Consider the following 14,204-nt stretch of genomic DNA (forward strand, 5'->3'; position numbering starts at 1 on the left):
ACGCCGGGACCGGCGTCCGGCGGTGGAACACACCGTCGCTGCGCGTGGAGGGTGGCCGTCAGGCGCCCGATGAAGCGCGAACTCCTCAGTGGATTTCCTCCCTGGGAAATCCCCCGGCTTCAGCCGGGGGAAGATGTTAAAGACGCTCCATCATCTCCAGTTCGCGGGCCGCGCCGATAAGCGCGGGGTATGGGTGCAGGACTAGCGACGTCGGGATCTGCTCGACGAAGGTAGTCAGGCGGCCTTTGTCCTGGAAACGCGCCCGAAAACTCCCTGCCGCCAGGCGGTCGGCCATGCGCGGCGCAATGCCCCCGGAGACGAACACACCGCCGCGGGCGCCGTGGGAAAGCGCCAGGTCGCCCGCCACTGAGCCGAGTATGCCGCAGAATCGGTCGAGGGTCTCGCCGGCCAGGGCGTCGCCCTTGGCGGCGGCGTCGAACACGGCCTTCTCGTTGGCGAGCGTCGGTTCGGCCTGCCGCATCCCCGCCATCACGCTGTAGAGGTCGAACAGCCCCTGTCCGGAGAGGATCCGCTCGATGGAGACCCTTCCGTGGCGCGCGCGGAGCTTGGCCCAGATCTCGACCTCCACGTCGTCGGAAGGGGCGAAGGCGGCGTGGCCGCCCTCCGTGGCGACCGCGATGTCGCCGCGTTCGCTGCGCGCCAGGCCCGCCACGCCGAAACCTGTCCCCGCCCCCAGGATCACCATCGGACTATCGGCTGCCCCGCGCAGTTGCGGGCCCAGGGCCCGAAGCGCATCGGGAGCCAGCATCGGGCACGCCAGCGCCTGGGCGGCGAAGTCGTTGATCAGCCTCACGGCTTCGAATTCGAAGTGCGCGAGGAGTTCGCCTTCCGAGACCTGCCAATCGAGATTGGTGAACTCGCTCTCGCCGTCGAGCACCGGACCGGCTACGGCGACGACCGCCCGCGGGGGACGCTTGTTGCGGCCCATGGTCCGCTCAAGGTAGTCGGCGATGACGGCGACCAGGGATGCGAAGTTGGCGGCTGGATAGATGTGGAGGTTGCGCACCCGCCCCTCCCCATCGATCAGGGCGAAGCGTGCGTTGGTGCCGCCAACGTCGCCAACCAGTCCCGTGTAATGCGTCTTCATATTTGGGCGGCCTCGAAGAGTGAGCATGCGCCGGCGTCGGCGGGCCCGGCGGCGCGGCGCATCAATCCAAAAAGATCGCGGCCGTAGCCGTGGTCGGAGCGTGGGCCAAAGATCCTCGCGCGCGCCATCAGCTTGGCGGGGGGCGCCTTGATCTCCAGGGTCCCTTTTTGCGCATCAAGGCGAATGACGTCGCCATTGCGCACGTAAGCGAGTGCGCCGCCGTCGGCGGCCTCCGGCGTGACGTGGATGGCGGCCGGCACCTTGCCCGAGGCTCCCGACATGCGTCCATCGGTGACCAGCGCCACCTTGAAGCCCTTGTCCAGAAGAACACCGAGCGCCGGGGTGAGGTTGTGCAACTCCGGCATACCGTTGGCCCGGGGGCCCTGGAAGCGGACGACGGCGACGAAGTCCCTGTTGAGCTCGCCGCGATGATAGGCGGCCTGGAGTTCGTCCTGGTCTTCGAACACCACCGCCGGAGCCTCGATCACCAAGTGCTCCGGCTTCACCGCCGAGGTCTTCATCACCGCTCGGCCCAGCGGACCGTTCAGAAGGCGAAGCCCGCCTTCGGCTTGGAACGGGTCGTCGACAGGTCGCAGGATGTCGGGATTGAGTGAGGTCGTCCTTCCCTCACGCCAGACCAGGTTGCCGCCGTCCAGGAACGGCTCGGTCTGGTAACGGCGAAGCCCGGGACCGGCGATCGTCATGACGTCGTCGTGGGCGAGCCCGGCGTCCAGCAACTGGCGCACCACGAACGCCATGCCGCCCGCCGCGTGGAAGGCGTTCACGTCCTCCGAGCCGTTCGGGTAGACCCTGGCGATCAGCGGAGTGACGCGACTCAGCTCATCGAAATCCTCCCAGGTGATCTGGATGCCGGCCGCGCGGCCCATGGCGATCAGGTGCAGGGTGTGGTTTGTCGAGCCGCCGGTGGCGAGCAGGCCCGCCAAGGCGTTAACCAGGCTCTTGGCGTCCACGACCTGAGCCATCGGCGTGTAGGCGTTGGTCCCATCGCGGATTTCCACCGCCCGCTTGGGTGCGGCCGCAACCAGAGCGTCGCGCAGTGGGGTATTGGGATGCACGAAGGCCGAGCCCGGCAAATGCAGGCCGGTCATCTCCATCATCATCTGGTTGGAATTGGCGGTGCCATAGAAGGTGCAGGTGCCGGGGCCGTGGTAGGAGGCCATCTCGCTCTGCAACAGCTCCTCACGCGTCGCCTGGCCTTGCGCATAAAGGGCGCGGACCCTGGCCTTCTGCGCGTTGGAGATACCCGAGGTCATCGGCCCTGCCGGCACAAAGATCACCGGCAGGTGGCCGAAGGCCAGCGCACCCATGGTCAGGCCCGGCACGATCTTGTCACAGACGCCCAGCATCAGGGCTGCGTCGAAGGCGTCGTGGGTGAGCGCAACCGCCGTGGCCATGGCGATCACATCGCGGGAGAACAGCGAAAGCTCCATGCCCGGTCGGCCTTGCGTGACCCCATCGCACATGGCGGGCACCCCACCGGCGTACTGGGCGGTGGCGCCGACTTCACGGGCGGCCTGCTTGATGATCGCCGGGAAGCGCTCCAACGGCTGATGGGCGGAGAGCATATCATTGTAGGCCGAGACGATCGCGACGTTCGGCGCAGTCGGGTTGCGCATGGTGGCTTTGTCCGCGTCGCTCTCGGCGGCGAAGGCGTGGGCCCAATTGGCGCAGGAGAGCTTCGCCCGCCCGGTTCCGGAAGACCGCGCCGCCTCAATGCGGGTCATGTAGTCGGCCCGGGTCTCCCGGCTTCGCTCGACGATTCGTTCGGTAACTTCCGCCGTGACCGGATGCATGACTCATTTCCTTACTGGTTCGGCGTCCAGAAAATCCTCACCGGGACACGGTCCTGAGCGAGGACGGCGCGCACCGGCAGGTCTTCACCATCCAGGGCGCGTGCGATCACCTGCCGCTTAGCCCCGCCGGCGATCAAGAGGAAGATGGCCCGGCTTTGCAACAGGGCCGCAAACGTCAGCGTGATTCGAGCCAGGGGGGGCGAGCCGAACCCCGCAGGGGATAGGGCCGTCAGCGCACGCCCGTTCGGATCCATGGCGTGGGCCATGACAGGGCTGCCTGGGATCAGGGAGGCGATATGCCCGTCCTCGCCCATGCCCAGCATCACCGCATCGAAGGGCATGAGCTCTCGGAGCTCGGTCTCGTCGGTGAGCGGCAGAAACCGGGCGGCGGCGGCGGGGCCGACGAACAGCCGTTCGCGCAGCAGTCGGGCGTTGGAACTGGGCGATGAAGCCTCCACCTGCCGCTCGTCCGAGAGGGTCACGGCAATGTGCGCCCATTCGAGATCGGCATTGCAAAGGCGATCGTAGACCGGCCCGGGCGAGCGCCCGCCGGTCGCGACCAGGGCGGCCCGTCCGCGCGCTGCGAGGCCGGCGGCGAGCCGGTCCTCGATGGCCTCCGACGCCGCGATGGCGAGCTCGGCAGAATTTGTGAAGATCTCAAGCATTCCCGGGTTCTAGCGCAGTCCGATGGCGACCTGCAGTTCAAGGGATTGTGGCCAGAAATACAGGTGGTCTGTGGGAACCAACCGCGCGTTCAAACATAGATCAACCTAGCGCGGAGGGGCGCCGGCACGGTGCGCCGCCGTTCAGCGCCAGCCAATTCTAATGTGAGTAATCGAGTCTGCTTATGAAGATAGCCCAGGTCACGCCCCTCTACGAAGCCGTTCCCCCGCGCCTTTACGGTGGAACCGAACGGGTCGTCGCCCACCTGACAGACGCGCTGGTCGAGCTCGGCCATGATGTCACCCTGTTCGCGAGCGCCGACGCCGAGACCAAGGCCAAGTTGGTGGCTGTGCGCGACCAGGCGATCCGGCTCGACCCCGCCCCATTGAAGTCCGATCTCGCCGCCCACCTGTCGCTGCTCTCGGAAGTGAAGCGCAGAGCCGACCAGTTCGACGTGATCCATTTTCATACGGACATGCTGCATTTCCCGTTCTTCGAGCAGCGGGCAGGCCGCACCGTGACCACCGTTCACGGCCGACTCGACCTGAAGGACCTTGGAGCGGTCTATCAGCGCTGGCCGCAGTACCCGCTGGTTTCCATCAGCGACGACCAGCGCCGGCCCCTGATACACGCCAACTGGGTCGGAACAGCGCAACACGGCGTTCCCGCCTCGCTCTATCGATTCAGCCCCGCGAGCGAGGGCTACCTCGTTTTCCTCGGCCGCATATCACCCGAAAAGCGGCCTGATCGGGCGATCGCCATCGCCAAGGCGACGGGCAAGAAGTTGAAGATCGCCGCCAAGGTGGACGACGTCGACCGCGCTTACTTCGAGGAGAAGATTGCGCACCTGATGGACCACCCGTTGATCGAGTTCGTCGGCGAGATCAGCGACAAGGGGAAACAAGCGTTCCTCGGCGGCGCGGATGGGCTGCTCTTTCCCATCGACTGGCCTGAGCCCTTCGGCTTGGTGATGATCGAGGCCATGGCCTGTGGAACCCCCGTGCTCGCCTATGCCTGCGGCTCGGCGCCAGAGGTCGTCGAAGATGGGTTGACGGGGTTTCTGGTAGGCGACGACGCACACGCGATCGCCGCCGTCGCTCGCCTGCGCGAGCTCGACCGTCGGGCGGTTCGCAAGCGGTTCGAAGAGCGATTCTCGGCAACCGCCATGGCAATGCGGTATATCGAGATCTACGGAGGGCTTGCCGCACCGGAAGAGGCGGAGCTGGACCTCGCAGCCGAATGAGGTAGCCGCATGGACGACCTCGCGCCGTCACCTGAAGCCCAGGTGGCCCTTGGCGAGACCAGCGAGCCGCGCGTTCCCCATAGACTCTATGCGCTGAAGGATGGCGACACCTACCTGGTGGCCGACGCCTTTGGCGACCTCATGGGCCTGGGCGACGGACTCTTCCACAACGACACGCGGATTCTGTCGCGATTCCAGCTGCTGCTGGGAACACGCAAGCCATCCCTGCTGTCCGCCGCGATCGCCAGGGACAATGTGTTCTTCACGTCGCATAGCGCCAACCAGCATTTGCCCTTTCCCGGCGGCCCCGTGGCGCCCCCCGGCGTGCTCCACATCGAACGCCAGCGCTTCCTTTGGGAGGGCCGCCTCTTTGAACGCGTTGGAATGGTCAACTACAGCCGCGACGAAGTGATCATCCCGCTGGTCTTCGAGTTCGACGCCGACTTCAGTGACATGTTCGAGGTGCGCGGGCTGACCCGTCCGCGGCGTGGCGTCAAACATCCTGCAGAGCTGAACGGCCGATCCGTCGCAATGAGCTACACGGGCTTGGATGGCGTCGAGCGCGCGTGCGTCATCAGCTTTTCGGACCCGCCATTTCGCCTGAGCGAGCACCGCGCGGAGTTCATGTATCCGCTGGCCCCTGAGAGCCAGCTGGAGCTCTACCTGGAGATCGGAATGTCTTCGGGGCCAACGCCCACCCGCGAGCGGTTTCGCAGCCACGCGGCGCGCGCCCGTTTTTCGATGCGCGCGCGGCGGCGGCACGGCGCACGGGTGCGCAGCTCAGGACGGCTGTTCTCCGAGTGGATCGAGAAGTCGAAGGCGGACCTGGCGCTCCTGACCACCGAAATGGCCAGCGGACCCTATCCCTATGCCGGCATCCCCTGGTTCTCGACGACCTTTGGCCGCGATGCGATCATAACAGCTTACCAGATCCTCTGGCTCGATCCCTCGCTCGCCAAGGGCGTCCTGTCATTCCTGGCGGCCAACCAGGCCACCGAAATGTCGGCATTCCGGGATTCCGCCCCCGGCAAGATCATGCACGAGGCCCGCTTCGGCGAGATGGCGGCGCTCGGGGAGGTCCCGTTCGCGCGCTATTACGGCGGGGTCGACACCACACCCCTGTTCGTGGCGCTGGCCGGCGCCTACGCCGAGCGAACCGGCGACATGGAGCTAATCGAGGCGCTCTGGCCGCATCTCCTGGCTGCGGTCGGCTGGATCGAAACCTACGGCGATACCGACGGCGACGGCCTGATCGACTACGCCCGCGGCGCCGCGAGCGGTCTGAGCAATCAGGGATGGAAAGACAGCCAGGACTCGGTCTTCCACGCGGACGGCCGATTCGCCACCGGGCCGATCGCGCTGGTCGAAGTGCAGGGATATGCCTTCGCCGCCTATCGCGCGATGGCTTCGTTGGCCGAGCGCCGCGGCCAGGACGTCGAAGCCGCAGCCGTCTGGCGCGCCAAGGCCGAGCGGATCCGCGAAGCGGTCGAGCGGCGCTTCTGGATGGAAGACCTCGGCTTCTACGCCATCGCGGTGGATGGCAACGGCGAGCTCTGCAGGGTGCGGGCCTCCAACCCCGGACATCTGCTGTTTTCCAAGCTGGTCGCGCCGCAGCGCGCCCGAAAGGTTGCCGAACAGCTCCTGTCGCGGGACTTCGCACCCGGCTGGGGGGTGCGGACGCTGGCGCTCGGCGAAGCCCGCTACAATCCGATGAGCTACCACAACGGTTCGGTCTGGCCGCACGATACGGCGATGTGCGCGCTCGGCCTGTCACACTACGGCGAGCGCAAAGGCGTGGTGGCGCTTACAGCCGCGCTTTTCGAGACCGCCGACAGTTTCGAGATGCGCCTGCCGGAGCTTTTCTGCGGGTTCACGCGATGCCCTGGCGAGCCGCCGGTGGCCTATCCGGTCGCCTGCCTGCCGCAGGCTTGGGCGGCTGGATCGGTGTTCATGATGCTGCAGGCATGCCTCGGAATTACGGTCGATGCCACCGAGGGGGTTATAACCGTCGTCGATCCCCACCTGCCCATTGGCATCGACCGTCTCTGGATCGACGCCCTGCGCGTGGGCGACGACGTCATCGATCTGGCGTTTGAACGGCACGGGGATGAGATTCGGGTGGCGAGCCATTCGCGCCAAAGGACGGTCGTCGTGAAGGTTCCTGGCCGTTAGCAATCCATCTTTGCAGTGCCACTTCCGTCGCCGGACCGAAATCCGCCCGCCGCGCCTATCGCAGAGGCGCGTGGGCGATCCGCAAAATATTGGCGGCGCCTGGTGAGCCCATGGGAAGCCCGGCGAGGATCAGGACGCGCTGGCCTGGGTCGGCAAGGCCCGACTGGACAGCCTGCTCCAGCGCCACGCGGGCCAGGTCTTCGGGGTCGTAGAGCTCGGCCACCACCCGCGGCTCCACGCCCCAGGCCAGCGCCAGCTTTCGCGCGGTGGCAAGGCTCGGCGTGAGACCCAAGGTCGGCTGCAACGGTCGCTCGCGGGCGAGGCGCAGCGCCGTCTGGCCGGTGGTCGTGAACGCCGCCAAACAAGCCGTAGAGGCAGCTTCGGCGGCGCGGCGCGCCGCGGCCACGAGGGCGTCGGCATCGGCGTCCTCGACGGGATATTCGGCGCGCATCAGTTCGGGCCACCGAGGGTCCCTTTCGACGCGGGTGATGATGCGGTCCATCATCGACACCGCTTCGACCGGATATTCGCCGACGGCGCTTTCCGCCGACAGCATCAGGGCGTCGGCGCCTTCATAGACCGCACCGGCCACATCCGAAGCTTCGGCGCGCGTAGGTGTCGGCGAGTGGGTCATGGACTCCAGCATCTGGGTCGCAACGACGACCGGAATGCCCCTGAGCCGGGCAGCGCGGACCAGTTGCTTTTGTACGACCGGCACCTCCTCGGGGGCGAGCTCGACACCCAGGTCGCCGCGCGCCACCATGATGGCTTGCGAGAGATCGAGGATCTCGTCCAACGCATCCAGCGCCGAAGGCTTCTCGATCTTGGCCAGCACGTTGGCGCGCCCCTGCACGAGGCTGCGCAGCTCAGCCATATCGGAGGCCCGCTGCACGAACGAGAGCGCCACCCAGTCGACACCCTCCTTCAGCGCAAACGCGAGGTCCGCGCGGTCTTTGACGGTGAGGGCCGGGATCGGGATCGCAAGGCCCGGCAGGTTCAGTCCCTTGTGGTCGGAGAGCTGCTCGCCGGCCTCCACGACCGTATCGGCGAAGTTTGCGCCATGCTTGACCACTCGCAGGCGAACCTTGCCATCATCGAGCAGGACCCGGGCACCCGTGCGAAGCGCTGCGAACACCTCCGGATGGGGCACGCCGATACGTGAAGCGTCGCCGGGCGCGGACTTCAGGTCCAGGCGAAGGTGGTGGCCGGCAGTCAGCCGCACCACACCGTCGGCGAATTCGCCCAAGCGAAGCTTTGGCCCCTGCAGGTCCGCCAACACGGCCAGCGGCCGGCCGACGGCGGCCTCAGCCTTGCGCACAGCCTCGATGGCGCGAGCGTGGTCATCGTGGGCCCCGTGGCTGAAGTTGACACGGAATACGTCGGCGCCGGCCACCGCCAGTTCCTGGATCTTCGATGCGCCCCGGCTGGCCGGGCCGAGGGTCGCAACGATTCGGGCTCTACGCGCGCGGATCATCCAAGAGGCTTAGGCTTCCGGAGCCAAGCTTATCAAGGCGCGTTAGACCTTATGTCGTGGGAACCGGCGGGGCGCGTCGAATGGTAAGGCTGCTGAATCTCGGGCCGCACTCGTGAGGCAGAGCCTTGAGCTCTTCCCGATCGGCAACTGTGCGGCGAGCTCGCTGATCGACGAGGAGGGCCGCCATGTCTGGGCGTGTGCGCCCCGGGTGGACGGCGACCCGTTCTTCTCGGCCCTGCTGTCCGGCCGGGACATCGACCAAGAGGATGCGTCGGGGCTGTGGGCTATTGATGTCATCGATCGCGCGAAGACCTCCCAGGCCTACGTGCGCAACACCCCGATCCTTCGAACCGAGATCACAGACGCGGCCGGCGCACGGCTGGAGATCATCGATTTTTGCCCCCGATACCGCCAGTTCGGGCGTCTCTATCGGCCGCTGGCCTTCGTTCGACTGATCCAGCCGATCGAGGGAACCCCTCGGATTCGTATCAAGCTTCGCCCGACCGTGGACTACGGCGCAGCCCCCGCCCAGATCACCAGGGGATCAAACCATATCCGCTATGTGGGGGGCAAAACGACGTTGCGGCTCACCACCGACATGGCGGTAAGCCATGTCGTCGAAGAACGCATCTTCCGGTTGGAAGAGCCGATCAGCCTGTTCCTGGGGCCAGATGAAGGCTTCGACGCCGACATCATGTCGACGACGCGGCGGATGCTGCGCGAGACCACCGACTATTGGCGTCACTGGGTAAGGACGCTCTCGACTCCCCTCGAGTGGCAGGCCGCCGTGATCCGCTCTGCGATCACGCTGAAGCTCTGCGCCCACGAGGAGACCGGGGCGATCGTAGCGGCGCTGACCACCTCGATCCCGGAGCACGCCGTCGAGCCCGGCGAGCCGGCCCGCAACTGGGACTATCGCTACTGCTGGCTACGGGACGCCTACTACGTCGTCCAGGCGCTGAACCGGTTGGGTGCGGCGGACATGCTGGAGAACTACCTCGGCTACCTGCGCAACCTCGTCGACCAGGTGGGGGCCAGCGGCAGGGTGCAGCCGCTTTATGGAGTGGGGCTTGAGCCAGTGCTGACAGAACGGATCGCGCCGGGGCTTTCCGGCTATCGCGGCATGGGGCCCGTGCGTGTGGGAAACCAGGCTCACGAGCATATGCAATACGACGTGTTCGGACAGATCGTGCTTTCCACGGTCCAGGCCTTCTTCGACGAACGGCTGATCCGACCAGCGAGCATCGACGACTTTCGGGCTCTGGAACCGGTGGGCGACCGCGCCTTCGAGCTGCACGACAAGCCCGACGCGAGCCTTTGGGAATTCCGCGGGCGCGAGGCGGTCCATACGTATTCTTCCGTGATGTGCTGGGCGGCATGCGACCGGCTGGCCAACGCGGCGCAGAAACTGGGTCTGGGCGAGCGCGCCCGCTATTGGGATACCAGGGCTGGGAAGATCCGGGAGACCATCGAACGGGAGGCCTGGAACGAGAAGCTCGGCCGCTACGCCTCCACCTTCGGCGGCGACCAGTTGGACGCCTCCTTGCTTCAACTCGTCGATGTCCGGTTCTGCTCGCCCGACAATCCACGAATGGCAGCGACCATGCAGGCGGTCGAAGATGGCCTGCGGCGCGGCGAATTCATGTTGCGCTACGCCCTGCCTGACGACTTCGGCGAGCCGAAGACTGCGTTCAATTTCTGCACCTTCTGGCTGATCGAGGCCCTGCATCTCTCGGGTCGTGGCGAAGAAGCCCGGGAGCTGTTCGAGGAGATGCTGAACCGTCGCACCAGGGCTGGCCTGCTGTCGGAGGACATCACCTTCGACGGCAAAGAGCTGTGGGGAAACTATCCGCAGACCTACTCCCTGGTGGGGCTGATCAACTGCGCGACCCTTCTTTCGCGCCCGTGGTCGAGCGTGCGGTAGGAGGGCTGAGACTTAGCCCCTCAGCAAAGTCAGACGGGACCTTCTAGTCCAGCCACGCCCGCTCCGAGCGCTCAATGAGCGCAAAAGCGCCCGAGGGGCCCCAGCTGCCGGCGGCGTAGGGCTTGGGCGCCATCCCGGCTTCCGCCCAGGCCGCGGCGACGCCGTCGACCCACCGCCAGGCTTCCTCCACCTCGTCGCGGCGGACGAAGAGGGTGGAGTTGCCGTGGATAACGTCCAGCAGCAGGCGTTCGTAGGCGATCCGACGCCGCGCGCCCGGGCCTTCGTAGGCGCGAAGCAAGCTGAGTGAGAGGGGCAGTGGCTGCAGCCGCATGCCGCCCCGGCTGATGCCCGGCGCCTTGTTCATGAGCAGCAGCTCGATGTCCTCGTCGGGCTGCAGGTCGATGACCAGGCGATTGGCGACCAGGTCGTCGCTGGCCGCATTTCCGAAGATCGAATGCGGCACCGGTTTGAACTGGATGACGATCTGGGTGCGCCGCTCGGGCAGGCGTTTGCCGGTGCGCAGGAAGAAGGGCACGCCCGCCCAACGCCAGTTGTCTATATCGACCCGCAGCGCCGCGAAGGTCTCGGTGCCGGTCGGCTGGCCGCGCTCGGTCTCGTAGCCGGCGACTTCCTTGCCGCCTGCGACGCCTTTTGCGTACTGGCCGCGGACCGAGGCGTTCTGGGCGTCGGCGCGGGTGAGGCGGCGGAGCGAGCGCAGCACCTTGACCTTTTCGTTGCGCACCGAGCGGGGATCCATGTCCGCTGGCGGCTCCATGGCCACAAAACAGAGGAGCTGCAGCATGTGGTTCTGCAGCATGTCGCGGAGCGCGCCGTACTCGTCATAGTAAGGCCAGCGGTCGCCCACGCCTTCCGTCTCCGCCACGGTGATCTGCACGTGGTCGATGGTGAGGTTGTTCCACAACGGCTCGAAAAGCGTGTTGGCGAAGCGAAGCGCGATCAGGTTCTGGACGGTCTCCTTGCCCAGGTAGTGGTCGATGCGGAAAATCCGATCCTCGTTGAAGACGGCGCCCACCGCCTCGTTGACCTCGCGCGACGTGGCAAGGTCGCGACCAATGGGCTTTTCGAGCACGATGCGGCTTTGCTCACCGGCAAGATCCGCCCCGGCCAAGGCCGCGGCGACGCGGCTATAGAGGCTGGGCGAGATCGCCAGGAAGAAGATCGGCCGGGAAAACCGGTCGACGTGGGGCTTCAGCAGCCCAACACCTTGGGCTGTCGTGGCGTCGCAGGCCACATAGTCAAGCCGCCCGGAGAAGCGCTCCCAAACCTTGTCGTCGACCGCCTCCGGCCGCGCCTGGAGGATCTGGCGCGCCTGCTCGACGAACTCCTCGCGGCTCAGCTGGGCGCGGGCGGTCGCCAGGATTTTGAAGTCAAGCGGCAGGAGGCCGTCGGCATCGAGGAAATACAGCGACGGCAGCAGCATGCGCCGCGAAAGGTCACCGGTCGCCCCGAACAGAACGATTGCATCGGCCAGCGGCGTCTCTGCCATCGGGCGTCACCTGTCACGTGGTTGAGCGGAGCGCTCGAATAGCGCGGATTGCTATACAGATCGTCAAGGAATTCCACGGGATCGAACGCGGCCGTGAGGCGTTCCGCCTACATCAGGCGGGCGTTTATTCATGTCGATGCAGAACGTCACGGTTGAGTTGCCTGCGCCCAAGCCGTTGAGGCTGACGCAGACCGCCCTGTTCCTCGATCTCGATGGGACGCTCGCGCCGATCGCCGCAAGGCCACAGGACGTGGGCCCCGATCCACGGCGCACGAGCCTGCTCGAACGTCTGGCGGTCAAGTTGGAAGGCCGCCTGGCTGTGGTCAGCGGCCGGACGCTTGCCGATGTGGACCGCATTCTGGAAGGGTGCGTGACGTCGGTCGCCGCGGTCCACGGCCTGGTTGTTCGCGACCCCAGCGGCGCTGTGTATGAGACGCCCCCGCACCCCAGCCTTTCCCTCGCCGCCGCGGGCTTCGCCGTCCTGGCGGCGCGTGATCCGCACCTGCTCGTTGAGGAAAAGGGCGGCCTTTCAGTCGCCTTGCACTTTCGCCTGGCCCCGGAGTACGCCGCCGCCGCCCGTGCATGCGCCCGCGACCTCGCCCGGCGCACCGGACTCGCCCTTCAGGAGGGTGACATGGTCGAAGAGCTACGTACGCCGGGCGCCAACAAGGGCGACAGTGTGCGTGCTTACATGGCGCGGCCGCCGTTCGCAGGCGCCCGGCCGGTGTTTGTCGGTGATGACGCCACCGATGAGTTCGGCTTCGAGGCGGTCCAGTCCCTGGGTGGCGCAGGCGTTCGGGTCGGTGAGCCGAGATTGACGGAGGCGAGGTTCGGCCTGCTCGGCGTGGATGCAGCGCTCGCCTGGCTGGAGGCGGCCACATGAGCCGCCTGATTGTCGTCTCCAACCGTGTCAATCCGCCCGGTCACGTCGGCGAAGAAGCCGTCGGCGGTCTGGCCATGGCGCTCGCGGCTGCGCTGCGGGAGTACTCGGGGCTTTGGTTCGGCTGGAGCGGAAAGACTGTACCGGTTTTCTCCGGCGAACTGGCGATCCAGACCATCGACGGGGTGACGGCGGCCGTCGTCGACCTCGAGGAGGCGGATCTCGACGAATATTACAACGGCTACGCCAACAAGACTCTCTGGCCGCTGTTCCACTACCGCACTGACCTGGCGGCCTATGACCGGGTCTATGGCGAGGGCTACAGCAGGGTGAACCGTCGCTTCGCCGAGACCCTGGCGCCACTGATCGAGGCGGACGACCTCGTCTGGGTGCACGACTACCACCTGATCCCGCTTGCTCGTGAACTGAGGGCGCTGGGCGTCAAGAACCGGATCGGCTTCTTCCTGCACGTCCCGTGGCCCGCGAGGCAGGTGTACACAACGCTGCCCGGCCACGCCCTGCTGGCGCAGGCGATGTTCGAGTATGACCTCGTCGGCTTCCAGACGGCGGAGTACAGCCAGGCCTTCGAGGAATACGTGCTGTACGAGGCTGGCGGCTCGGAGCCTGAGCCCGGCCGGTTGCAGGCTTTCGGCCGATCCTTGCGGGTCGGCTCCTTTCCGATCGGGATCGACGCCGAGGATTTCGCGCGTCTGCTGACCAGCCCCAAAGCGCGGCGCATGCGCGACCTGATGTCCGCCGCAACGGTCTTCCGCCATCTGGTAGTCGGCGTCGACCGGCTGGATTACTCCAAAGGACTTGAAGAGCGGTTCTTGGGCTTCGAGCGCTTCTTGGCCGACAACCCGGACATGCGGCGCGAAGTGTTGATGCTGCAAATCGCGCCGGTCAGCCGCGAGAGCGTCGAAGCCTATCAGGAGATTCGCGGGCGGCTGGACGCGCTCTCCGGGCGGATCAACGGCGAGTTCGCCGATGTGGACTGGAACCCGTTCCGCTATGTGAACAAGAACTATCGCCGTGACGAACTCGCCGGCATCTACGGCGCAGCGCGGGTCGGTTTGGTGACTCCCCTGCGCGACGGCATGAACCTGGTCTCCAAGGAGTTCGTCGCAGCGCAGAACCCCGAGGACCCGGGCGTACTGATCCTCTCGCGGTTCGCCGGAGCCGCACAGCAGCTGCGCCATGCCCTCCTGATAAATCCCAACAGTCCTGAAGAGATCGCCGACGCGCTCAAGCGGGCGATCAGCATGGAGAAGGCCGAGCGGGTCCGCCGCTGGCATGCGCTCTTCGACAACGTCCAGCGCGACGACGTGACCGCCTGGCGCGACGCCTTCGTGGGCGCGCTGACGGGCGTTAAGGAACGGCGGACCGCATTGGCCAGCTAGGGGGGAACCCACGGTGTCG

Annotated in this window: 10 protein-coding genes; 5 read left to right on the forward strand and 5 right to left on the reverse strand. The window is 66.4% G+C overall.

The window, feature by feature from the left end; all coding sequences use genetic code 11:
- Nucleotides 1-136: 136 nt before the first annotated feature.
- The 3 genes from glk to pgl are packed head-to-tail and all read right to left on the reverse strand — an operon-like array spanning nt 137 to nt 3,587.
- Nucleotides 137-1,108, reverse strand: a complete 972-nt coding sequence (gene glk / locus VGI62_RS02245) for a glucokinase (protein ID WP_331502764.1) — start codon at nt 1,106-1,108, stop codon at nt 137-139.
- Nucleotides 1,105-2,922, reverse strand: coding sequence for a phosphogluconate dehydratase (gene edd, locus VGI62_RS02250; protein ID WP_331502765.1), 1,818 nt, complete (start codon nt 2,920-2,922; stop codon nt 1,105-1,107). The genes glk and edd overlap by 4 nt, the downstream gene beginning before the upstream one ends.
- Nucleotides 2,923-2,933: 11 nt before the next feature.
- A complete protein-coding gene (gene pgl, locus VGI62_RS02255; protein ID WP_331502766.1) occupies nt 2,934-3,587 on the reverse strand; it encodes a 6-phosphogluconolactonase in 654 nt (217 codons plus the stop codon).
- Nucleotides 3,588-3,769: 182 nt separating this feature from the next.
- Here pgl and VGI62_RS02260 point away from each other — a divergent pair, with 182 nt between their 5' ends.
- Both VGI62_RS02260 and VGI62_RS02265 read left to right on the forward strand, forming a co-directional pair.
- Complete coding sequence (locus VGI62_RS02260) at nt 3,770-4,828, forward strand: glycosyltransferase family 4 protein (RefSeq protein WP_331502767.1); 1,059 nt, start codon at nt 3,770-3,772, stop codon at nt 4,826-4,828.
- 9 nt (nt 4,829-4,837) lie between these two features.
- Nucleotides 4,838-7,000, forward strand: a complete 2,163-nt coding sequence (locus VGI62_RS02265; RefSeq protein WP_331502768.1) for an amylo-alpha-1,6-glucosidase — start codon at nt 4,838-4,840, stop codon at nt 6,998-7,000.
- A 55-nt stretch (nt 7,001-7,055) separates the two neighbouring features.
- Here the strand turns inward: VGI62_RS02265 and pyk are convergent, their stop codons facing one another.
- Nucleotides 7,056-8,474, reverse strand: coding sequence for a pyruvate kinase (pyk, locus tag VGI62_RS02270; RefSeq protein WP_331502769.1), 1,419 nt, complete (start codon nt 8,472-8,474; stop codon nt 7,056-7,058).
- 112 nt (nt 8,475-8,586) lie between these two features.
- On the opposite strand from pyk, the gene VGI62_RS02275 reads away from it, so the two are divergent.
- The gene (locus VGI62_RS02275) at nt 8,587-10,398 is read left to right on the forward strand and encodes a glycoside hydrolase family 15 protein (protein ID WP_331502770.1); all 1,812 of its coding nucleotides are present in this window, start codon (nt 8,587-8,589) and stop codon (nt 10,396-10,398) included.
- A 43-nt stretch (nt 10,399-10,441) separates the two neighbouring features.
- Here VGI62_RS02275 and zwf read toward each other — a convergent pair whose 3' ends face one another.
- On the reverse strand, nt 10,442-11,905 hold the full coding sequence (zwf, locus tag VGI62_RS02280; protein WP_331502771.1) for a glucose-6-phosphate dehydrogenase: 1,464 nt from the start codon (nt 11,903-11,905) through the stop codon (nt 10,442-10,444).
- Nucleotides 11,906-12,035: 130 nt separating this feature from the next.
- Between zwf and otsB the strand changes: the two genes are divergently transcribed.
- Both otsB and VGI62_RS02290 read left to right on the forward strand, forming a co-directional pair.
- Nucleotides 12,036-12,788 carry a trehalose-phosphatase gene (otsB, locus tag VGI62_RS02285; RefSeq protein ID WP_331502772.1) on the forward strand — a complete coding sequence of 251 codons (753 nt, stop codon included), beginning with the start codon at nt 12,036-12,038 and terminating at the stop codon, nt 12,786-12,788.
- On the forward strand, nt 12,785-14,185 hold the full coding sequence (locus VGI62_RS02290; RefSeq protein WP_331502773.1) for an alpha,alpha-trehalose-phosphate synthase (UDP-forming): 1,401 nt from the start codon (nt 12,785-12,787) through the stop codon (nt 14,183-14,185). The genes otsB and VGI62_RS02290 overlap by 4 nt, the downstream gene beginning before the upstream one ends.
- The last annotated feature ends 19 nt before the right edge of the window (nt 14,186-14,204 follow it).

This window comes from Phenylobacterium sp., from assembly GCF_036495085.1.
Taxonomy (GTDB): Bacteria; Pseudomonadota; Alphaproteobacteria; order Caulobacterales; family Caulobacteraceae; genus Phenylobacterium.